The following is a 23970-nucleotide window of genomic DNA, read 5'->3' on the forward strand; positions in this document are numbered from 1 at the left end:
GCACATAAATGGTATTATACACGGTCAATTTTTTATGTACGCATGTGCGCTTTCGTGTGGCGCACCACTGTTATAAGGATTTTATATGCCAATTATTACTCTTCCTGACGGAAGTCAACGTCAATTTGATAAGCCTGTTAGTGTTTTAGAAGTTGCTCAAAGTATCGGAGCAGGCCTTGCCAAAGCGTGTATTGCTGGGCGAGTTAATGGTGAACGTAAAGACGCTTGTGATTTGATCGAGCATGATTCAACTCTAGCGATTATCACATCAAAAGATGAAGATGGACATGAAATAATTCGTCACTCATGCGCTCACTTGTTAGGTCATGCAATAAAACAGCTATGGCCAAATACGCAAATGGCAATTGGGCCAACAATTGATAATGGCTTCTATTATGACGTCGATCTAGATCACTCTTTAACTCAGGAAGATCTTGATGCATTAGAAAAACGTATGCATGAATTGGCCAAAAAAGATTATGAAGTAAAAAAAGAAGTGGTGAGCTGGGAACGAGCAAGAGAGGTTTTTTGGGAACGACGTGAACCTTATAAAATTGCAATCTTAGATGAAAATATTCCTAAAGATTCTACTCCAGCACTTTATCATCATGAAGAGTATATTGACATGTGCCGCGGTCCTCATGTTCCTAATATGCGTTTTTGCCACCATTTTAAATTACAAAAAGTTGCTGGCGCTTATTGGCGTGGTAACAGTGATAATAAAATGTTACAACGCATTTATGGCACAGCTTGGGCAGATAAAAAACAATTAGATAGTTATCTGCAATTTTTAGAAGAAGCGGCTAAACGGGATCATCGTAAAATCGGTAAGCAGCTTGATCTTTACCATATGCAAGAAGAAGCGCCAGGAATGGTGTTTTGGCATAATGACGGTTGGATTATTTTCCGTGAGCTTGAAGTATTTGTTCGTACCAAATTAAAAGAATACGATTATCAAGAAGTGAAAGGCCCTTTTATGATGGATCGTGTTTTATGGGAAAAGACAGGACATTGGGGTAACTATAAAGAATTAATGTTTGTTACCTCTTCTGAAAATCGAGAATACTGTATTAAACCAATGAACTGTCCGGGACATGTTCAAATTTTTAATCAAGGTTTAAAATCTTATCGTGATTTACCATTACGTATGGCTGAATTTGGTAGTTGTCATCGTAATGAACCTTCTGGATCTTTACATGGTTTAATGCGTGTTCGTGGTTTTACCCAAGATGATGCCCATATCTTCTGTACAGAAAGTCAAATTCGTAGTGAAGTAAATAGCTGTATCAAAATGGTTTATGATACTTATAGTACTTTTGGCTTTACAGACATAACTGTAAAATTATCAACTCGTCCGGAAAAACGAATTGGTAAAGATGAAACATGGGATTTAGCAGAAAAAGACTTAGCTGAGTGTTTAACTGAAAATGGCATAGAATTTGAATATTTACCGGGTGAAGGTGCTTTCTACGGACCAAAAATCGAATTTACTTTACACGATTGTTTAGGTCGTGCATGGCAATGCGGAACAGTTCAGCTTGACTTTATGTTACCAGAGCGTTTAGATGCAACTTACGTGGGTGAAGATAATGAGCGTCATGTTCCTGTCATGATTCACCGCGCAATTTTAGGATCAATGGAACGTTTTATGGGAATTTTGACAGAAAACTGTGCGGGATTCTTCCCTACTTGGTTAGCACCATTGCAAGTTGCAGTTATCAATATTACCGATAATCAAGCTGAATATGCTAAACAATTGACCGAGAAACTGCAAAAAGTTGGAATTAGAGCAAAAGCAGACTTGAGAAATGAGAAAATTGGGTTTAAAATCCGCGAGCATACTCTAAAACGTGTTCCTTATATGTTTGTCTGTGGTGACAAAGAGATGGAATCAGGTAAAATATCAGTTCGAACGCGTCAAGGTAAAGATCTTGGTAGCTTTGAAGTGAAACATGTTATAGAATTGTTGCTTAACGAAATTCATAGTCGTTCATTAGAACAGATGAATTAAAGATAAATTAATTTGGAGGAATGAGATATTAAAGTCAGTAAACGAATTCAGTCAACACGTGCGCATAAAATCAATGATGAAATTACTGCTCGCGAGGTGAGATTAACCGGCGTCGATAGTGAACAGCTCGGTATTGTTAGCTTGGATGAAGCTTTAAAACAAGCTGAAGAAGCTGCTTTAGATTTAGTTGAAATAAGCCCTAATGCAGAACCACCTGTTTGTCGAATTATGGATTATGGCAAGTTCCTCTATGAAAAAAGTAAAGCAACAAAAGAACAGAAGAAGAAGCAAAAGGTTGTTCAGGTTAAGGAAATTAAATTCCGACCTGGTACAGACGAAGGCGACTATCAGGTAAAACTCCGCAGCCTGATACGCTTTCTTGAAGATGGCGATAAAGCTAAAGTCACGCTACGTTTCCGTGGACGTGAAATGGCTCACCAGCAGTTAGGGACTGAAATGCTTGATCGCATTAAAGAAGACTTAGCTGATTTGGCAACGATTGAATCTTATCCAACTAAGATTGAAGGTCGTCAAATGATCATGGTGCTTGCGCCGAAGAAGAAATAATGGTTCATCAAGCTAATTCTTAATTTTATTGAGAATTACACCATTTTTTCATTGTCATTAACAATGCGAAGTAGGAATTAGTAAAATGCCTAAAATTAAAACAGTAAAAGGCGCAGCAAAGCGCTTTAAAAAAACAGCTTCTGGTGGCTTCAAGCATAAGCAAGCTAACAAGAGTCATATCCTAACTAAAAAATCAACCAAACGTAAACGTCATTTACGTGGTTTGACAACTGTGTCAAAAGGTGATTTAGGTTTAGTTGTAGCGTGTGTTCCATACGCTTAATTTATTGGTTAATTATTTAGAGGATATTATTTATGGCTCGTGTTAAACGTGGTGTTATTGCTCGTGCACGTCACAAGAAAATTTTAAAACAAGCAAAAGGGTATTACGGAGCTCGTTCACGTGTATATCGTGTTGCTTTCCAAGCGGTAATCAAAGCTGGACAATATGCTTATCGTGACCGTCGTCAACGTAAACGTCAATTCCGTCAATTATGGATTGTACGTATCAATGCCGCAGCTCGTCAATGTGGTCTTTCTTATAGCCGTTTCATCAATGGATTAAAGAAAGCATCAATTGAAATCGATCGTAAGATTCTTGCTGATATTGCTGTATTCGACAAAAATGCATTTGCTGCATTAGTCGAAAAAGCAAAAGCTGCACTATAATTGCTTTATAAGAGCCGAGTTATCTCGGCTTTTATCGTTATGGATAGCAATAGTTATTTTAACAAAGTGAATTAATGATGATATTAATTATTTTTCGTTTCTTTTTTAGCTTTAATGACGATATGCATTCGTGAGGCAAATGAAAAACGAAAGATAATTATAAAAGCCTCAGAAAGAGGCTTTTTTTATGTAATGAACAATAAGCAGGAGAATTTTATGTCTCAATTAGTTGAACTGGTAAGCAATGCCAAATCCGCTATTGAAAGTGCTGATGACATTAATATGATCGAACAGATCCGAGTGGAATATTTTGGTAAAAAAGGCTATTTTACGTTACAAATGGCTTCATTACGTGATGTTCCTGCGGAAGAGCGACCAGCTGTAGGTCAAAAAATTAATGATGCTAAACAAGAAGTTGTCGAATTATTAAATCAAAAACGAAGTTTCTTAGAGCGTCAAGCTCTTGATGCGAAGCTTGCCAATGAAACAATTGATATCACTTTACCAGGTAAAACACTTGAACTCGGTGGCCTACATCCTGTCACCAAAACGATTCATCGTTTAGTTGAGTTTTTTGGTGAACTCGGGTTTGTTGTTGAAACAGGTCCAGAAATTGAAGATGATTATCATAATTTTGATGCATTAAATATCCCTGCTCACCATCCTGCTAGAGCAGATCATGATACTTTTTGGTTTGATGCTAAACGTTTATTACGTACTCAAACTTCTACCGTACAGATTCGTACCATGGAAAATCAAAAACCACCAATTCGAATTATTGCACCGGGCAGAACTTATCGTAATGATTACGATCAAACTCATACACCAATGTTCCACCAAATGGAAGGGCTATTAGTTGATAAAAATATTAGTTTTACCCATTTGAAAGGGCTATTACATGATTTTCTTCACTGCTTTTTTGAAGATAATATGGAAATTCGTTTTAGACCCGCTTATTTTCCGTTTACCGAACCTTCTGCCGAAGTTGATATTAAAGCTAAAAATGGTAAATGGTTAGAAGTATTAGGGTGCGGAATGGTACATCCTAATGTCTTACGAAATGTAGGTATCGATCCAGACGTATATAGTGGTTTTGCCTTTGGTATGGGAATCGAAAGATTAACCATGTTACGTTACGGTGTCACTGATTTACGTTCTTTCTTTGAGAATGACTTACGTTTTTTAAAGCAATTTAATTAATTCTGGAGATCAAAACATGAAATTTAGTGAAAGTTGGCTACGTGAATGGATCAATCCAGAAATAAGTAGCGATACCTTAGCCGATCAATTAACCATGGCAGGCTTAGAAGTTGATGATGTTGAGGAAGTGGCCGGTAACTTTTCGGGAGTTGTAGTCGGGAAAGTTGTTGAATGTAAGCAACATCCAAATGCAGATAAGCTAAGAGTTACCAAAGTAGATATTGGAAAACCAGAATTACTCGATATTGTTTGTGGTGCTCCAAATTGTCGTCAAGGATTAACTGTTGCTTGTGCAACTGTTGGTGCAATTTTACCCGGTGATTTTAAAATTAAAGCCGCAAAATTGCGAGGTGAACCATCAGAAGGGATGCTCTGCTCTTATTCAGAACTTGGAATAACGGACGATCATAATGGCATAATTGAATTACCTGATGATGCTCCTTTAGGGCAAGATATTCGTGAATACCTGAATCTTAACGATGTTTCAATTGACATCAGTGTAACGCCAAATAGAGCTGATTGTTTTGGAATCATTGGTGTCGCTCGTGATATTTCAGCAGTGAACAATATTCCAATGAAATCACTTCAAGTTGAAAGCGTGCCTGCAACAATTTCAGATACATTATCAATCCAAATTGATGAGCCTAAAGCTGCGCCTCGTTATTTAGGGCGTGTTATCAAAAATATCAATGTAAACGCATTAACCCCACTTTGGATGAAAGAAAAATTACGTCGTGGTGGAATACGGTCTATTGATGCGGTTGTCGATATAACAAATTTTGTTTTGTTAGAGCTTGGTCATCCAATGCATGCATTTGATCTTGCCGAAATAGAAAAGGGCATTATTGTGAGATATGCTCGAAAAAGTGAAAAAGTTATTTTACTTAATGGCAATGAAACTGAATTGAATGATCAAACTTTAGTTATTGCGGATCATGATAAAATACTTGCCTTAGCCGGTATCATGGGCGGAGAAAAATCTGGTGTGACTCAATCGACGAAAGATATTTTTCTTGAATCGGCCTTCTTTGCACCATTAGCTATTACCGGGAAAGCTCGTGAATATGGTCTGCATACTGAAGCGTCTCATCGGTATGAAAGAGGAGTTGATCCAGCTTTACAAAGCATTGCGATGGAAAGAGCAACACAACTTATCCTCGATATTTGTGGCGGTGAGGTCGGACCGATTATTGACAAAACCAGTTCAACTGAATTGCCAAAATCAGCTAACATACAACTACGCCGTAATAAAATTGATAGCATAATTGGTTATACAATTGATACACAAAAAATCACTGATATTTTAGAAAGACTTGGATGTAAAGTTAATTATAAAAATGAAATTTGGTCAGTTGAAGCACCAAGTTGGCGTTTTGATATACAGATAGAAGAAGATCTCGTTGAGGAAGTGGCGCGTATTTATGGATATAACAATATTCCAAACGCCAACCTAAACATTGAGTCTGTCATGCAGCCAAAACCAGAAGGTCAAATTTCATTAGCTAGAATAAAAGATTTATTAGTTGATAAAGGTTATCAAGAAGCTGTAACTTACAGTTTTGTTGATCCAAAAGTACAACAAATTTTGCATCCCAATTTAAACCAAATTCACTTACCTAATCCTATTTCAAGTGAAATGTCAGTTATGCGTTTATCACTATGGACTGGATTATTAGGCGCAGTGTTATATAATCAAAACCGACAACAATCAAGAATTAGATTGTTTGAAACTGGCTTACGCTTTATTCCAGACGATAAAAGTGAATTTGGTGTTCGTCAGGAACAAATGTTATCGGGTGTAATTACGGGTAATTTATATGAAGAACATTGGACATTACCTAAAAAAGCTGTTGATTTTTATGATCTAAAAGGGGATATTGAGTCAATATTTTCGATTCTAGGATGTGCTCAAGACGTACGCTATGAAAAATCTAATTTGTCTGCTTTACATCCAGGACAAAGTGCCGCTATTTTTGTAAATGATGAAATTATTGGTTATTTAGGTGTTTTGCATCCAGAAATTGAAAAAAAATTATCTTTAAATGGTAAAACGCTTGTTTTTGAAATAAATTTAGCTAAAATTAATAACAAAAAGGTACCGTCGGCTCAGGACGTATCAAAATATCCGTCAAATAAACGAGATATTGCTATTGTCGTTTCAAATACAATTCCAGCAGCAGATATTATTTCTGAGTGTAAAAAGGCTGGTGGTGAGCAACTTATCAAAGTTAATCTGTTTGATGTTTATCAAGGCGATAACATTAAGGATGATGAAAAAAGCCTTGCTATCAGTTTGATTTTACAAGACAAATCACGTACACTTGAAGAAGAAGATATAACAAACATTGTAAGCAGGTGTGTTACTGCTTTACAAATTCGTTTCAAAGCCCTATTAAGAGAATAATAATTATGACATTAACTAAAGCTGATATTGCAGATCGTCTTGCCGATAAATTTAATATTGATCGTCAAGAAGCTAAAGTCCTTGTTGAACTTTTTTTTGAAGAGATACGAGTGGCTTTAGAAAAAGGGGAACCTGTTAAATTATCTGGGTTTGGTAATTTCACTATTCGTGATAAAAATTCACGACCGGGTCGAAATCCAAAAACGGGTGAAAGTGTAGATATCTCTGCTCGTCGGGTTGTTACCTTTAGACCAGGAATTAAATTTAGAGATCGCGTAGAAAAAAACCTAACGCTTTAAAAGTTAGGTAAGTATTCGTGTGATAATTAAACGACCTTTTTTTGATTGATTAAAGAAAGGTCGTTCAATTTTTTTTATTAAAAAAATGTTTGTATTAATTAATTGATTCAAGCATAATACGACCTCCTCAATGGAGGCTCTATGGGTCCTCTTGCAACATTTCTTTGCTCATCAGGTCAGGTCCGGAAGGAAGCAGCCAAAGTAAAAAATATGTGTGTGGGATGTGGCTGATAGGGTCTCCTCCAAACTATCTGCAATGCTTTAATCTTTTCAAAAATAAAACTAACTAACTGATCATTCTATATAACAACATATAGCCATCCTATCTAATAGAAAGAAGTATTTTTGTTGAATTAATATAATAGGCAATTTTCTAGGCTTTTTTATTAAAAGCTAAAAACAATATGGAGTAGATTTATGATGCGAGTAGGGCTATTTATACTGACTAACTTAGCAGTATTGTTTGTCTTTGGTATTATCCTAAGTATATTGGGGGTAGATGCTCACAGTACTTTAGGATTATTGATTTTTGCAGGTATATTTGGCTTTGGTGGTTCATATATATCTCTTTTATTCTCTAAAACAATAGCATTAAAATCGGTTAAAGGAAAACTGATTAAACGTGCGGCCAATGCTCAAGAACAATGGTTATTAAATATTGTTCATCATCAAGCTGAACAGCTTGGTTTAAAAATGCCAGATGTGGCTATTTATGAAGCTAATGATATGAATGCATTTGCTACAGGAGCAAGTAAAAATAGTTCATTGGTTGCCGTTAGCTCAGGTTTATTAAGTATGATGTCACAGGATGAAGCAGAAGCTGTCATTGCACATGAAATGAGTCACATCGCTAATGGAGATATGGTTACAATGACTTTATTACAGGGTGTAATTAATACATTTGTTATTTTTATATCCAGACTATTAGCTTCATTGGCAACTCAAGCCATGGATGAACGTAATCGAGGATCTTCCCAAATGATTTATTATCTAATTGTTATGGTCTTTGAAACCATTTTTGGTATTTTGGCAAGTATTATTACTATGTGGTTTTCACGTCACCGTGAATTTCATGCTGATGCTGGTTCGGCAAAATTGGTAGGTGCAAATAAAATGATTGCAGCGTTAGAAAAGTTAAAAACAAGTTACGAACCTAAAGAAGATTCATCGATAATGGCATTTTGTATAAATGGTGCGAAAAAAATCAAAATTTCAGAATTATTTATGTCTCATCCGCCATTAGACAAACGTATAGCGGCTTTAAAAGCACGACATTATCTTAAATAGAAATCACAAATTAACATTTTATTAAATAAAAGTATTACCCTGTTATTATTGACAAGTCTTAGTGAATTCACTATAACGCTTGTCAATAAATTAAAACACTAAAATTTGAAGTATTTTTGAGAATAAACGATGTCACAGATGGATCAATATCAGAATAAAAACCAATTAGAATTACTAAGTCCTGCAAAAAATATTGAAATTGCGATGCAGGCAATTTTACATGGTGCAGATGCTGTATATATAGGCGGGCCTAGTTTTGGCGCTCGTCATAATGCAGGAAATTCGGTTAGTGATATTGCAAAATTAGTTGAATTTGCACATCGTTATTACGCTAAAGTTTTTGTTACGTTAAATACGATACTTCATGATAATGAATTAGAATCTGCAAGACAATTAATTTGGCAATTCTATCATGCAGGCGTTGATGCGTTAATCGTGCAAGATATGGGTATTTTAAATTTAGATATTCCACCAATCGACTTACATGCCAGTACGCAAATGGATATTCGAACGCCAGAAAAGGCAAAGTTTTTATCCGATGTTGGTTTTTCGCAAATTGTATTAGCACGTGAATTAAACTTAAATGAAATTACGACTATTTTTAAGCAAATAGATGCAAAAATAGAGTTTTTTATTCATGGTGCGTTATGTGTCGCTTTTTCCGGGCAATGCTATATTTCACATGCGCAAACTGGGCGTAGTGCTAATCGTGGAGATTGCTCACAGGCTTGCCGATTGCCTTTTACTTTAAAAGATGATCAAGGACGTGTTGTTGCTTACGAAAAGCATTTGTTATCGATGAAAGACAATTATCAATCAGATAATTTAGAATCGCTAATCCAAGCTGGTGTAAGATCGTTTAAGATAGAAGGGCGTTATAAAGATTTAACTTATGTAAAAAATATTACTGCACATTATCGACAAAAATTGGATAACATCCTTTCAAATTCATCGAATTTAACGGCTGCTTCTAGTGGCAAAACAGAATACTTTTTTACACCAGATCCCAAACGAACATTTAACCGTGGTAATACAGACTATTTTGTTACTGGTCGAAAACCTGACATTGGTGCTTTTGAGTCGCCAAAATTTATTGGATTACAAATTGGTGAAATAACTAATGTAACCGCTCAGTATATTGATATTAAATCTGAAAAAATGTTAACTAATGGTGATGGTCTAAATGTCCTCATTAAACGAGAAGTGTTTGGATTTCGAGCAGATAAAGTCGATAAATTAGGTGCTAATCAATATCGGGTTTATCCTAATGAAATTCCCAAATCGCTTAATACCATCAAATTGCCTTTTATTGTTAATCGTAATTTAGATCATTTATGGCAACAAAACTTACTCAAAGATTCAAGCGATCGTCGTATTGGTGTTTCGTTTGTGTTGTCTAATATCGATCATGGAATTCAGTTGAAAGCCAAAAGTGAGGAGGGTATTTGTGTCGAATTAGATCTGATTGGTCAATTTGATTTGGCGAATCAAACTGATAAAGCGTTAAAAAATATTCAAGATAATCTATCTAAACTTGGGCAAACTATTTATTATTTGTCTGAGCTTATTATCGATTTATCGATAATTTATTTTATTCCCAGCAGTCAACTTAATCAATTCAGACGAGACATTATTGAAAAATTAACTTCAGCAAGGTTAGCAAGCTACCAAACCAATAAGCGTAAGCCTGAAACTAATCCAAAACCAATTTACCCCGATAATCAATTAACTTATTTAGCTAATGTGTATAATCATAAAGCCCGTGAGTTTTATAAACAACATGGTGTTCAATTAATAGAAAGCGCATATGAAGCTCATGAAATTAAAGATGATGTTCCTTTGATGATAACAAAACACTGTTTGCGATTTGCGTTCAATTTATGTCCAAAACAAGCTAAAGGTATTCAAGGTGTCAAAACAAAAGTGACACCAATGAAGTTAATACAAAATAATAATGAAGAGCTCCTTTTGAAATTTAACTGTAAAGCATGTGAAATGCAAATTTGGGGTAAAATTAAAAATCATGTTTTAAAAATGCCATTGTCAGGAAGCGAAATTATTTTCATATCTAAATAAAAATGCTTTGGTTTTGGTTCATTCAAATTTCAATACATTTATTTCAAATAATTTTTGGTGTCAAATAAACATTCAACTTTAGAAATTTTGGCAAAAAATGTTAAATGCTAAAGTATGAATGTTGATGTTAATTAGGAATAGGTTATAACGCAGTATGGCAACAAATAGTATTATCATCATATAAAATAACAGAATTTATGGATTCCTAAACAATAAATATTATTTAACATAATATACATTATCCGCACCACGATAAACGTACGTGAATTTTCATCATTCAGCTAACCAATTTATGACGCTAATTTAAATATCTGTGGCATTTTGTACCAATCAGGAATTGGACAATCAGATACCGTAACCTGTCGAATTTCTCGAACTGAAATCGGGCTGAATTTTGCCAGATTGCAACGCTGTGCAATGTCGATGCCGATTTTTCTCAAACGTGCTCTGTGTATTTGAACCTGTGATTTGTTAAAATCAAATGTTTGTCCATGCGCCAATTGAATCGCATACATTGCAGTAGTATTTGCTGAACGTGTGGTTTCTACTACGCCACACCTTATTAATTGTTCGCTGATAGTTTCAAAATCCATCGCATTAACCGCCAGTTTTTTATCTAAATTTAAAAATTCATCATGTAATTCATTTAATCGTTTATAGTTTGATAATCCCCAATAATGTGAAAACATATCTGTATAAATTTTGTTATGCGTTCTAGATAATAAATGTTACATTATTATTTAGGATTAGGATTTTGATTAAATCGTTTTAAGGTTTGGTAATTTTGACAGTGATTTTACGATAAACGTTTCAATTATTTTTAAGAAAAAGAATTCCGGGTAATTGCATTTATAGTTAGATATAGATAATGAGTTAAACAAAAATATGACAATTAATAATGATATGGTTTTAGCTGTTCCAATAGCTGTTTTATTGGTTATTTTGATATTATATATGAGTTATGTTGATAGAACTTATCTAAATAACACGATTGAAAAACTTTTTAAAAAAAGAAAATTTAGAATTATTTTGGCTGTTATCATGATATTTATTGTGCTTGTATTTTTTGATGGTAAACATAAAGGCTTATTTTTTATGATTTAACGGATTGTATTTAGCCAGTTGGGTATTCTATAATAAATTAATAAGTGAGCTTTAAAAAATTAACTTGAATTCGTAATTATAAATCATTGAACTAGATTTAATTTTTACTTATAAATCTTATATAACGCCCTATTCTTCATGAACATTATAACCATATGAATGAAAAATATTTTAGATTTTTATTGTTTTTAATCAATTGGATAAGATTTGGATAATGTATATTATGTTAAATACGATCATTATTACGAACTTAAAATGATTTTCAGTTATATCTCCGTTTTGCTAAACCCTACTTTCAATTCAAAATTGATTAAAAGTTCTTTAACTATCAGATCAAACCGTAATTTAACCTTTTAGAGTGATAGTCAATATCATAATATAAAATCGATTATCTTTAGTATATAATTGCCAACACCTATTAATACTTTTCATTATTATGCTTATTTTAATGCTTGCCTTCTGTTAATTTAAACTAAATGAACGTTTTGTTGATTAATAATTTAAACTATATGAATTGGCCAATTGTTGTTTTATCATAAAAATATGTTACTCTTGGCTAGAACTGAACTTGGATTAATGATTAATTTATTATGCAAACTACCAATAAGAATATACGATCAAAAAGTTATTCAGTTCCTTGCGAATTATGCAGTATAGGCTCTTTATGTCTACCAATGTTATTAAATAATACTTTAAATAATGTTTTGGAACGTAAAAAGACTTATGCTAAAGATGAACTCATAGTATCCAAGAGCACTGATTTTACTCGGTTTTTTATTATTCATTCTGGTGCTGTAAAAACCTATGTGACAACATCAGACAATAAAGAACAGATTAATGGCTTTTATCTACCTGGTGATATTGTTGGACTGGATTCTATATCAACTAAAATATATAATAACAACATTAAAGCGCTTACTAATACTTTAGCTTGTGAATTGCGTTATGAAGAACTAATGTCTTTAGTTGAATCAAATGCTTGTGTCAGAAGCATGATATTTAGGTTATTAAGTAATGACATTTATAACTATCAAAAATTAATTTTATGTTATTCTCAGAAAAAGGCTGATGAACGCCTAGCCTATTTTATATATTCTCTTTATAGAAGATATGAAAATCGTGGTCACACATCACTAAACATAAAGTTATCTATGAGCCGTAGTGATATAGCAAATTATTTAGGTTTAACGATTGAAACCGTAAGCCGAATTTTGTCGAAACTACAAGAACAAGATATTTTACACGTTAAAGGCAGATATATTTTCATTAAAAATTTAAATGCGCTAATAAGTTTAGGTAACTGATTTTTTTATGTTAAAATAACAAATATTTAATATACGATTTAAAAATTGTAAGGTTTATAGAATATGACGAGTTTAAAGAAAACACTTATTGCTGCTATGGTTACATTTGTTCCTATGTATTCTTATGCGGCTCAGCAGTTAACTGAAGAACAAGCAAGCAACTTGCAGTCTTTCAAACAAATTTCTGTTCGAGGTGCATTTTATACTGATAGCGATTATGTGTTGGCTATGTCTAAAGCAGCAGACAAAGAAGGTGCTGCGTCTTTCTATATTACAACGACAAATATCAGCCCTTCTAATGATACTTTGCGTATTGTTTATGCTAAATTGTACAAAGCTAATGCACCTAAAGCCGAAGAGAAAAATGACAGCTTTCGCCAATTTGGTGGAGTCTACGAATACCCTAAATCTAAAGCTATTCGTCTAGAACCTTATGATATTGTTCGTATTCGTGGTTATTTCCCAAGTGAATATGATATTAATCAATCAATTGCAAAAGAAGCTTTAAACAAAGGTGCTTATGCTTACTATATTGATAATCGTTCAGAATTAGGAAGTAATTTGCAGGTTGTTGCCTATTTATTTAAGAAAGATGCACCAGAGCGTAAACTTCAACCTGAAAATGCAATCCCTTATGATTCCGAAGCAGGACAATTAGCTTTAGCCCAAGGTGGCGAAGCCGCAATGCAGGTTGAAAGACCGGGGTATTATTCACCATCTGCATTTAATGAAAAGTTTTATGCTGATAAATTTAATAACAAAGTCAAAGTTATCGATACTGCTTCTTCTACTAATTCGACTACAACGACTATTACAACAGCACAAACTAATACTCCTACTTCAGAAAAACCTGAAGTTATGAGCGAACCACAGCGCGTAAATCGTTACACTGTCACTCTTTCGGATGGTCGTAAAATTCAAGAATTAAATGATGGAACAGCAGCTAAAATGGTTCCTTTCAATACAATAAAATTCCGTGGCTATTATGTCACAGATCAGGAAATTTCATATCAAGCAGGTAAAAGAGCGATAGAAGCTGGTGCCAAGTATTATCATATTGCTAGAATTGCACAAGATACAAATGGCCCTAATATTACCGTGTTTGTTGACTTATATCGTTAATCTTTAATTTGGGCGCATTAGCGCCCTTCTCTAATAGGCTAATTTATTATAATTCTGATTTTATCAACTCAATCTGTTGTTTAATTCTTTTAGCTGATATTGGATAAGGAGTGCCCATCTGCTGTGCAAATAAGTTAACTCTTAACTCTTCTATCATCCAGCGTATTTCAAGAACACGATTATCTAATTTCTGATTTTTTGAAAGGCTACTTAAAAAGTGATGATAATAATTCTGAATTTCCTCAATAATATTCATTGATTGTCTATCTTTTGCCGTATTAAGCATTAATTTTTCAATTCGTTTTTCAATTGCGGATAAATATCGATAGATATCATTTAATCTGTGGTAACCTGATTGTGCAACAAACCCCTTATAGACTAAATGATTAAGCTGATTTTTAATATCAGATAAGGCAAAAGCTAAAGATAAATCGACACGCCCTTTCAACCTTTTATTAATATTAAAATGAAGTGTTAAGATGGCTTCTACTTGTTTGGCTATATCAACCACAACTTGGTTAATATTCGCTTTTATATATTCAAGTAATTGTTGATACTGCTCAGCAGTTTGAATAAGTTTATTATTCTTTCCAATCAAATAGTCAATGCCACAGGCTATACAATCATCAATAAGATCGAGTACAGTACCAAATGAGTTAAAATAGAGACCTAATTTAGATTTATTCGGTAACTTTTCATGTAAATATTTGATTGGTGAAGGAATATTTATCATGAGAAGACGTCTTAAACCAAGTTTAGTTAATCGCTGTTGCTCGATTTGATTATCGACTAACTTAATACTGACTGATTTATGATCATCTACAATGGCTGGATATGCTTTGACTGTGTAATTTTTTTGTTTTTCTTCATAAATAGCCGGTAGCGTACCAAATGTCCAATCGGTTAGGTTATTTAATTCAATTGGATTTGCTGATTTTTTAGTAGTCAATGAGGATAATGCTGATTGTATTTTAGCTTTTAATTGCTCTTTTAAAAGATTAAGATCTTTGCCATGAGCCATTTCATTACCTTGATTATCTATAATGCTAAAGGTAATTCTTAAATAATTTGGAACTTGATCCCACTGCCAATCCTCATGAGTAATTTGAACCCCCGTCATTTTTCGAAATTCATGCTCTAATGTTTCAAGTAAGGGATGTTTGATCGATGTTACTCTACTTAAGAATGCTTCAGCATAATTAGGTGCAGGAACCAAACTGCGCCGTAAAGACTTAGGTAATGATTTAATAAGGGATACTATCAATTCTTTTCTAAAACCGGGTACTTGCCAGTCAAATCCATCATTTTTGATTTGATTCAATATATCAATAGGAATTCTAACAGTGACACCGTCACGGTTATTACCTAAATCAAACTCATAATTAAGAGGCAGTTTGAATTGATCTTGATACCAATAATCAGGGAACTGAGTTAAATCAATCAATTGTGCTGATTGGTTAATTAACATCTGTTTTTCAAAATTGAGAAAATCAGGTGAAGTTTTTTGCTTTTGCTTCCACCAATTGTCAAAATGTTTAACTGAAACAATTGATTTATCAATACGCTGATCATAGAAATCAAATAACTGATCATCATCGATTAAAATGTCTTGACGACGGGATTTGTGTTCAAGATCTTCGACTTCATTAATCAACTTTTGGTTTAGTTTATAAAATTTATGATTAGTAAACCAATCCCCTTCTACCAAAGCATGTCTTATAAAAAAGTGACGGGATAACACAGGATCTATCTGGCTGTAATTTACAATTCGATTTTGGACTATAGGCAATCCAAATAATGTCACTTTTTCATTTGCAATTGTAGTGCCCTGTTTTTTTGACCACCTAGGTTCACTATAGCTGTATTTCACTAAATGTTTAGCTATGGGTTCAATCCATTCTGCATCAATTTTAGCTACTGTTCTCCCCCATAGTCGGCTGGTTTCAACAAGCTCACTGGCAACGCACCATTTAGGTTGAGTTTTAAATAACACTGAATTTGGAAAAATGGCAAACTTGATATTTCGAGCACCAAGGTATTCGTTTCTTTCAATCTCTTTTAAACCAATATGTGAAAGTAGACCACTTAATAAAGCCACATGTAATGATCGATAATCTGCGGGTTGACTATTGATTGGAAAAGATAATTGTTTAATGGTCTGACGAATTTGAGTATAAACGTCTTGCCATTCACGAATGCGGAGATAATTCAAATACTCTTTCGGGCATAACTTTCTAAACTGATTACCCGATAACAGGATTTGTTGCTCTTGAATATAATTCCATAAATTAATAAGAGAAATAAAATCTGAATCTTTATCTGCAAAACGTTTGTGCTTCTCATCAGAAGCCTGTTGTTTATCAAAAGGGCGTTCTCTTGGGTCTTGAATTGACAACGCTGCGGTTACTATCATAACTTCTTTAGTGCAACCTAATCGTCTTGCTTCAACTAACATTCTGGCTAATCTAGGATCAATCGGTAATTGTGCCAAAATTTTGCCTATTTGAGTTAAATGGTATTGATGATGCTTGGTGAATATGGCACCAAGTTCTTCTAATAAACGAATTCCATCACGAATATATTTTGAATCGGGAGCCTCGACAAAAGGAAAAGCAGCTATATCACCCAAACCTAACGATGTCATTTGTAATATGACAGAAGCAAGATTTGTACGTAAGATTTCAGGGTCGGTAAATTCAGGGCGAGATAAAAAATCTTGTTCATCATAAAGACGAATACAAATACCATCTGAAGTACGTCCACATCGACCTTTTCGTTGATTAGCTGAAGCCTGCGATATAGGTTCAATCGGTAAACGTTGAACTTTAGTTCGATAACTGTAGCGACTTATTCTGGCCAATCCAGGATCGATGACATATTTAATTCCGGGTACGGTTAATGAAGTTTCCGCTACATTGGTAGCAAGCACAATGCGTCGTTTAGAATGTGGTTGAAAAATACGGTTTTGCTCGGAAGCAGATAACCTAGCGTATAACGGTAATATATCGGTATGACGTAATTCAAGCTTGTTTAGTGTATCGGCTAAATCACGTATTTCTCGCTCACCAGTTAAAAATATTAAAATATCACCTGAATTCTCTTTTGATAACTCATCAATTGCATCAATGATAGGTTGAAAATCACTATTTTTGTTAATCTCTTTATCATCTTCGTTATCATATATTGGCGGACGATATCGTACCTCGACAGGATAGGTTCTTCCAGATACTTCTATAATAGGCGCATGATTAAAATGGTTAGAAAATCGCTCAACATCAATGGTTGCAGACGTTATGATCACTTTCAAATCAGGGCGTTTAGGTAACAATTGTTTCAGATATCCCAAAATAAAATCAATATTAAGACTACGTTCATGAGCTTCATCAATAATGATAGTATCGTATTGCAATAAAAGTTTATCTTTTTGAATTTCAGCCAGCAAAATGCCATCAGTCATTAATTTTATCAATGTGGTATCACTAACCTGATCAGAAAATCTGACTTTATAACCGACTAACTGCCCTATTTCGGTATTTAACTCTTCCGCTATGCGATTAGCGACAGAACGGGCTGCAAGCCGCCTTGGTTGGGTATGTCCAATATATCCTTTTACACCTAAACCTAATTCTAAACAGATTTTAGGAATTTGTGTTGTTTTACCGGAACCTGTTTCACCTGCAATAATTACCACTTGGTGCTGCTGAATCGCATGGTAAATTTCTGATTTTTTTTCAGCCACAGGTAAATTAGACGGATATTCAATCTGTGCAGGTAAAGACGTCAATCTTGCTTGATAATGTGAAACAGCTTGAGTTACCGCTAAATTGATTTTTGCTAGATCTTGATTATTCTTAGCAAGCTTCAATATTTTATGCTTGTCTAAGAAAGTCATTGATTCTAGAAATTTAATTTGCTGTTGAGATAACATAAAGAGTAAAATATTTGTAAGTAATTTTAATTAAATCTATTATAACAAATTTAAACTATCATTAGGAGTTAAGATGAAAAAGACATTACTATTAACATCATTATTTGTAGGAGCTTTAGTAGTAACTGGATGTGGAGAATCAAATAAAATCAAAGCTGAAGATTTGTTACATCACCATTTTGTATTGGTAAAAGCGAATGGACAAGATGTTTCTTCAGATAAAGCTGCAGAACTTGAGTTTGGCGAAAATATGAATATTACTGGAAAAATGTGTAACCGATTTGTCGCAAAAGTCACCTTAGAAAATGAAACAATCAAAGGTGCAGGCGTTGGTATGACAAAGATGCTTTGTAATGATGAACAATTAGATAAGTTAGATGGCATTATTACCCAAATGATTACAGAAGGTGCAAAAGTCAGCTTGAACAAAGATCAATTGACATTGAAAAATGAAAGCAATGAACTCATTTATCAACTTAAAGATCTGATGTAATAGCAATGAATGTCGTTAAGAACATCTTGCCATTTGTATTCGTTAATTAGGATGATTCTTCTTTTGTTTTCGTCAAATATAATCTAGTTTTTTTGATAAAAAACTTTATTTAAAGTGTGGTTAAGACTATAATAAACACAGATTTTTAAGGATATATATTTTTTGATGAAAATATTTAATTTTTCAAAGATTGCAGTTAATACAAGTAACTTTTTGGGTTACTGCTAACTTATTATATACCAATGCATGGGCATTGGTTTTTTTTTGCGTGAACATAATTAAAAACAGTTTATTTAAAATTAAACTTCAACCTTAACAACTAGTAGATAATATTATGAAAAAGACAAAAATCGTTTGTACTATTGGACCAAAATCAGAATCAAAAGAAATGCTAGCTAAGTTATTAAATGCAGGCATGAACGTAATGCGTTTGAACTTTTCCCATGGTGATTATGAAGAACATGGAAATCGTATCAAAAACCTACGTGAAGTCATGCAAGAAACAGGTTTAAAAGCAGCAATTATGCTTGATACTAAAGGTCCTGAAATTCGTACAATTAAATTGGAAGGTGGGAATGACGTTTCACTAGTTGCAGGTCAAACATTCACATTCACAACTGACGAAACAGTCATTGGGAACGCTGAGCGCGTAGCTGTAACATATAAAGGTTTTGCTCAAGATCTTAAAGTGGGTAATCGCGTTCTTGTTGATGATGGCTTAATTGCGATGGAAGTCAAAGAAATAAAAGGCAACGAAGTCATCTGTACCGTATTGAATAATGGTGATTTAGGTGAAAACAAAGGTATTAATTTACCTGGTGTTTCAATAAAATTACCGGCACTTGCAGAAAAAGATAAAAATGACCTTATTTTTGGTTGTGAACAAGGTGTTGATTTTATCGCTGCGTCATTTATTCGTAAACGCTCAGATGTTGAAGATATTCGCGCACATTTGAAATCTCATGGCGGTGAAGAGATTAAAATTATCTCTAAAATTGAAAACCAAGAAGGATTAGATAATTTTGATGAAATTTTGGAAGCGTCTGACGGTATCATGGTTGCTCGTGGTGATTTAGGTGTGGAAATTGCGGTTGAAGAAGTTATTTTTGCTCAAAAAATGATGATTCAAAAATGTAATAAAGCTTCTAAACCTGTTATTACTGCAACTCAAATGCTTGACTCTATGATTAAAAACCCACGCCCTACTCGTGCTGAAGCGGGTGACGTGGCAAATGCCATTATTGACGGAACTGATGCAGTCATGCTTTCAGGCGAAAGTGCTAAAGGTAAATACCCATTAGAAACCGTTAATGTTATGGCGACTATCTGTAAACGTACAGACATTACTATTCCTGCTTCTTTAGAGCTTACTGCCAAAGAAGAAAAATTACGTATTACTGCGGCTGTTTGTTGTGGTGCGGTAGAAATTGCAGAACGTCTAAGTGCGCCTTTGATTGTTGTTGCAACTCGTAGTGGTAAATCTGCTCGTGAAGTCCGTCATTATTTCCCTAGAGCGCGTATTTTAGCATTATCATCAAGTCAAAAAACGGTTAATCAATTAGCCCTAACAAAAGGTGTTGAGCCAATTTTAATTGATGCTATTAATTCAACAGATGATTTTTACCGTTTAGGTAAAGAGTTAGCTGTAAAAATTTGTGGTTTACAACAAGGTGATACTATTGTCATGGTATCAGGTGCTTTAGTACCAAGTGGCACAACGAATACCACTTCAGTTCACCGTATTTAGGTAAAGTTGCTTTAAAGCAAAAATTGTTTAATATATTTAAATTAAAAGCTAGCGATATGCTAGCTTTTTTTTTAAGTTAAGTTATCCTGTATTAAATTTCATTATTGTATTTTAAGAGATAAAGAATGCTACAAGAAAAAGTGTATTTTCCCAAAGAACTTAGTTGGCTTGCTTTTAATCAACGTGTTTTACAAGAAGCAGCAGACAAAAGTAATCCACTTATTGAGCGTGTTCGATTTTTAGGCATTTATTCCAGCAATCTCGATGAATTTTATAAAGTACAATACGCCAATTTGAAAAAATATGTATTAATTGAACAGGAACAAGGACAGTCCGCTACTTCTAACGCAAAGTTATTATTAAGGCAAGTTAATCAGAAAGTCATACAACTTGAACTCCAGTTTGATCAATTGTATAACGAATTGTTACTTGAAATGGCAAGAAATCAAATTTTCTTAATTAATGAGAGACAACTTTCATCTTATCAGGAAGATTGGATAAAAAACTATTATAAACAGAATTTAAGACAATACATTACCCCAATATTACTGGATAGTCACACAGAACTGATCCAATTTTTAAAAGATGATCATGCTTATTTGGCCGTTGAAATTATCTGTGATGAAAAGATAAGTTATGCCCTGCTTGAGTTACCAACCGACAACGCACCTCGATTTGTACTTTTGCCGTCAGAAGTATCAACCAAAAATAAATCAATTATCTTTTTGGATAACATCCTTCGTTATTGTTTATCTGATATCTTCAAAGTCTTTTTTGATGCCACAGAACTGAATGCATATTCAATCAATATCAATCGAGATGCAGAATATGAATTAAATACAGAATTAGACAGTTTGTTAGAATTAATGTCTCAAGGATTGAAGCAGCGATTGACGGCACAACCTGTTCGTTTTACTTATCAAAAAGATATGCCTAAAGCATTATTTGAGTTATTAATCAGTAAATTAAGATTAACTGAACAAGATGCCATGCCAGGTGGACGTTACCCTAATTTTAAAGATCTGGCTAACTTTCCTGATCTTGGTGGAAAAAACCTTTTAAATAAACGATTACCGAGTTTGGCTTATAATCGCTTTAAAAAGTTTAGAAATGCGTTTGCGACGATTAAAGATCGTGATGTACTTCTTTATTACCCTTACTATTCATTTGGGCATGTATTAGAAATTATGCGACAAGCTTCATTTGATCCGGCTGTAACCCATATCCGCATGAATATCTATCGGGTAGCAAAAGACTCCCGATTTATCCATGCAGCAATTAATGCTGCTAATAACGGTAAAAAAGTCACCGTAGTGGTTGAACTTCAGGCTCGATTTGATGAGGAAGCAAATATTAAATGGGCAAAAAGACTACTCAGTAGTGGAATCAAAGTTATCTATTCACAACCCAAACTCAAAATTCATGCCAAACTATTTTTAATTGATCGTCGTGAAGAAAACAAGATTGTTCGATATGCACATATTGGATCGGGGAATTTCAACGAAAAAACTGCTCGTGTGTATACAGATTTTTCATTATTAACCGCCGATCCAGCCATTACAGACGAAGTAATAAAAGTGTTTAATTTTATTGAAAATCCATTCAAGCCAGTTTCGTTCAATCATTTGCTTGTTTCCCCTCAAAATACGCGTTTGCGTTTTCATGAATTTATTGAAAGAGAAATTCAAAATGCCAAAGTAGGAAAACCTTCAGGCATCTATTTAAAGCTTAATGCGATCACTGATAAAGAGATGATAGACCAGTTATACCGTGCATCATGCGAAGGTGTAAAAATTAGAATGATTGTTCGAGGAACCTGTGTTTTAGAACCTCAAATTCCCAATCTGAGTGAAAATATATATGTAACTAGTATCGTCGATCAATATTTAGAGCACGCACGAGTATATATATTTGAAAATGATGGTAAAAAAGATACTTTCATCTCCTCTGCTGACTGGATGCCACGTAATTTGGATAACCGCATAGAAGTAGGTGTGAAGATATTTGATCCTATTTTAAAATCAACTATTCATGATATTTTTAATATCCAATGTAATGATAATGTCAAAGCACGAATTATTGATAAAGAAAACATGAATAATTATGTTCAACGCGGTAATAAGAAAAAAATTCGAGCACAGCATGCTATTTATGATTATTTAAAACAATTAGAAGCCAAACAATAAGGATATCTAAACGTGAAGAAATCTAATGAATATGCGGTTATTGATCTCGGTTCTAACAGTTTTCATATGATTATTGCACGAATCATTAATGGTGCAACACAGATAATTTATAAAAATAAAAAGAATATACATTTGGCGACTGGATTAGATGAAAATAATCAATTAAGTGACTCGAGTATTAAACGGGGAATAGAGTGTCTTGAACTGTTTGCTGAACGTTTAAATGGATTTCCTCCGGAAAATGTGAGAATTGTTGCAACTTACACACTTCGTGTTGCATCAAACAGGCATAAGTTTTTGAAGGCTGCAGCTAAAATATTACCTTACCCTATAGAAATTATTTCAGGTCAAGAAGAAGCCCGTTTAGTCTATTTAGGTACTATGACCGCTGAACCCACTTCATCAATTGATACTAAATTTGTTATTGATATTGGCGGAGGATCAACTGAAATTGCGATTGGCAAAGGCAATGACCTTAAACCTATCATTGTCGCTAGTCGTCCAATGGGCTGCGTAACCTTTAATAAACGTTTTTTTCCACAACAAAAGATTGATGAAGAGTCATTTCAACGCGCAAAACTTGCAGCCGAGCAACAAATTGAAACCATGATTAGTACTATCAAAAAACAGAATATTACGGTTGCTTTTGGTACATCAGGAACCATTAAATCTATTCATCATATTCTATTAGATCTTGGTGTGAGTGACGGTATTATTACCCCGAAGAGATTAGATGATTTAGTTAGTTATGTATTAGACTTTGAAACATTTGATGATATTACCTACCCTTCACTATCTGATGAACGTAAACAGGTTTTTGTGAGTGGACTGGCAATATTTTGTGGTGTATTTAATGCATTGGGATTAAGTTCGTTGCAGTATAGTTCTAATGCTTTACGTGAAGGGGTTTTGTATGAATTAATCGGTGGTCCTAATTATCGAGACATACGTCAAACAACCGCCGAATCTTTATCTAAACACTACAATATCGATCAGCGTCATGCTATGCAAGTTGTCAAAACAGCAAAATACTTTTTTTTACAATGGAAAGAGCAAGCACAAATCGATATTCCAATTTGTGTGGAATCCATTTTATATTGGGCAGCACTCTTACATGAAGTAGGATTAAAAATTAACTTTTCGTCTGTGCATAAACATTCAAGTTACATTCTGCAAAACAGCAATTTGCCGGGATTTAACGAAGAACAACAACTGTTGTTATCGACACTCGTTCGTTATCATCGAAAATCAATTAATATTGAAGCATTTCCTTATTTTAGCCTTTTTGAATTTAAACATATTATTTCATTATTACAAATACTCAGGCTCTCCATTCTGATCAATAATCAACGCTCTACAGAGATTAATTTGAATGCATTTCGATTAAAATTAGTTAAAGACAAATTGACCAAAATGACATTCGAAATTGACACTAATTTTGTGGAAAGTAATAAATTGATTTTATTAGATTTAGAGCAGGAACAAAAATATTGGCAGGCCATTAATGATTGGAGTTTATCGATTATGTTGTTATGAGATTATCATAATTAGAGGATAAAAAAACCGCCAATTT

At 33.8% G+C, this 23970-nt stretch carries 18 protein-coding genes and 1 other RNA gene; 17 read left to right on the top strand and 2 right to left on the bottom strand.

Features of this window, described 5'->3' with window-relative positions; all coding sequences use genetic code 11:
* The first annotated feature begins 85 nt into the window (after positions 1-85).
* The 10 genes from thrS (at position 86) to ACGH46_RS05050 (ending at position 10513) form a co-directional block, all read left to right on the top strand.
* A complete protein-coding gene (gene thrS, locus ACGH46_RS05005; protein ID WP_411604513.1) occupies positions 86-2011 on the top strand; it encodes a threonine--tRNA ligase in 1926 nt (641 codons plus the stop codon).
* A 27-nt stretch (positions 2012-2038) separates the two neighbouring features.
* Positions 2039-2578, top strand: coding sequence for a translation initiation factor IF-3 (gene infC, locus ACGH46_RS05010; RefSeq protein ID WP_065557737.1), 540 nt, complete (start codon positions 2039-2041; stop codon positions 2576-2578).
* A gap of 85 nt (positions 2579-2663) precedes the next feature.
* The gene (rpmI, locus tag ACGH46_RS05015) at positions 2664-2861 is read left to right on the top strand and encodes a 50S ribosomal protein L35 (protein ID WP_065557738.1); all 198 of its coding nucleotides are present in this window, start codon (positions 2664-2666) and stop codon (positions 2859-2861) included.
* A gap of 32 nt (positions 2862-2893) precedes the next feature.
* Entirely contained in the window at positions 2894-3247 is a 354-nt protein-coding gene (gene rplT, locus ACGH46_RS05020) for a 50S ribosomal protein L20 (RefSeq protein WP_024496189.1), read from the top strand.
* Between the two features lie 216 nt (positions 3248-3463).
* Positions 3464-4447, top strand: a complete 984-nt coding sequence (pheS, locus tag ACGH46_RS05025) for a phenylalanine--tRNA ligase subunit alpha (RefSeq protein ID WP_267359775.1) — start codon at positions 3464-3466, stop codon at positions 4445-4447.
* 16 nt (positions 4448-4463) lie between these two features.
* Positions 4464-6851, top strand: a complete 2388-nt coding sequence (gene pheT, locus ACGH46_RS05030) for a phenylalanine--tRNA ligase subunit beta (RefSeq protein WP_411604516.1) — start codon at positions 4464-4466, stop codon at positions 6849-6851.
* A gap of 5 nt (positions 6852-6856) precedes the next feature.
* Positions 6857-7150, top strand: coding sequence for an integration host factor subunit alpha (locus ACGH46_RS05035; protein WP_065557741.1), 294 nt, complete (start codon positions 6857-6859; stop codon positions 7148-7150).
* A gap of 140 nt (positions 7151-7290) precedes the next feature.
* An RNA gene (gene ffs, locus ACGH46_RS05040) (signal recognition particle sRNA small type) lies at positions 7291-7386 on the top strand.
* A gap of 181 nt (positions 7387-7567) precedes the next feature.
* Positions 7568-8437: a protease HtpX gene (gene htpX, locus ACGH46_RS05045; protein WP_411604519.1), complete on the top strand. Its 870-nt coding sequence runs from the start codon at positions 7568-7570 to the stop codon at positions 8435-8437.
* A 138-nt stretch (positions 8438-8575) separates the two neighbouring features.
* Complete coding sequence (locus ACGH46_RS05050; protein ID WP_411604692.1) at positions 8576-10513, top strand: peptidase U32 family protein; 1938 nt, start codon at positions 8576-8578, stop codon at positions 10511-10513.
* A 290-nt stretch (positions 10514-10803) separates the two neighbouring features.
* On the opposite strand, the gene ACGH46_RS05055 is transcribed toward ACGH46_RS05050, so the two are convergent.
* Entirely contained in the window at positions 10804-11202 is a 399-nt protein-coding gene (locus ACGH46_RS05055) for a phage/plasmid replication protein (protein ID WP_411604521.1), read from the bottom strand.
* Positions 11203-11398: 196 nt separating this feature from the next.
* On the opposite strand from ACGH46_RS05055, the gene ACGH46_RS05060 reads away from it, so the two are divergent.
* The 3 genes from ACGH46_RS05060 (at position 11399) to ACGH46_RS05070 (ending at position 14043) form a co-directional block, all read left to right on the top strand.
* Entirely contained in the window at positions 11399-11617 is a 219-nt protein-coding gene (locus tag ACGH46_RS05060) for a hypothetical protein (RefSeq protein WP_267378726.1), read from the top strand.
* A 590-nt stretch (positions 11618-12207) separates the two neighbouring features.
* The gene (locus tag ACGH46_RS05065) at positions 12208-12921 is read left to right on the top strand and encodes a helix-turn-helix domain-containing protein (protein ID WP_065557746.1); all 714 of its coding nucleotides are present in this window, start codon (positions 12208-12210) and stop codon (positions 12919-12921) included.
* Positions 12922-12984: 63 nt separating this feature from the next.
* Positions 12985-14043 carry a YdgH/BhsA/McbA-like domain containing protein gene (locus ACGH46_RS05070; protein WP_411604524.1) on the top strand — a complete coding sequence of 353 codons (1059 nt, stop codon included), beginning with the start codon at positions 12985-12987 and terminating at the stop codon, positions 14041-14043.
* 46 nt (positions 14044-14089) lie between these two features.
* Here the strand turns inward: ACGH46_RS05070 and hrpA are convergent, their stop codons facing one another.
* Complete coding sequence (hrpA, locus tag ACGH46_RS05075; RefSeq protein WP_411604526.1) at positions 14090-17971, bottom strand: ATP-dependent RNA helicase HrpA; 3882 nt, start codon at positions 17969-17971, stop codon at positions 14090-14092.
* 73 nt (positions 17972-18044) lie between these two features.
* Here hrpA and ACGH46_RS05080 point away from each other — a divergent pair, with 73 nt between their 5' ends.
* From ACGH46_RS05080 to ACGH46_RS05095, 4 genes are all read left to right on the top strand, one after another.
* Positions 18045-18464, top strand: a complete 420-nt coding sequence (locus ACGH46_RS05080) for an META domain-containing protein (RefSeq protein ID WP_267359761.1) — start codon at positions 18045-18047, stop codon at positions 18462-18464.
* 334 nt (positions 18465-18798) lie between these two features.
* On the top strand, positions 18799-20211 hold the full coding sequence (gene pykF / locus ACGH46_RS05085; protein WP_267350949.1) for a pyruvate kinase PykF: 1413 nt from the start codon (positions 18799-18801) through the stop codon (positions 20209-20211).
* A 125-nt stretch (positions 20212-20336) separates the two neighbouring features.
* A complete protein-coding gene (ppk1, locus tag ACGH46_RS05090) occupies positions 20337-22397 on the top strand; it encodes a polyphosphate kinase 1 (protein WP_411604529.1) in 2061 nt (686 codons plus the stop codon).
* 66 nt (positions 22398-22463) lie between these two features.
* On the top strand, positions 22464-23933 hold the full coding sequence (locus ACGH46_RS05095; protein WP_411598954.1) for an exopolyphosphatase: 1470 nt from the start codon (positions 22464-22466) through the stop codon (positions 23931-23933).
* The last annotated feature ends 37 nt before the right edge of the window (positions 23934-23970 follow it).

Source organism: Gilliamella sp. CG22 (genome assembly GCF_046635725.1).
Taxonomy (GTDB): domain Bacteria; phylum Pseudomonadota; class Gammaproteobacteria; order Enterobacterales; family Orbaceae; genus Gilliamella; species Gilliamella apicola_I.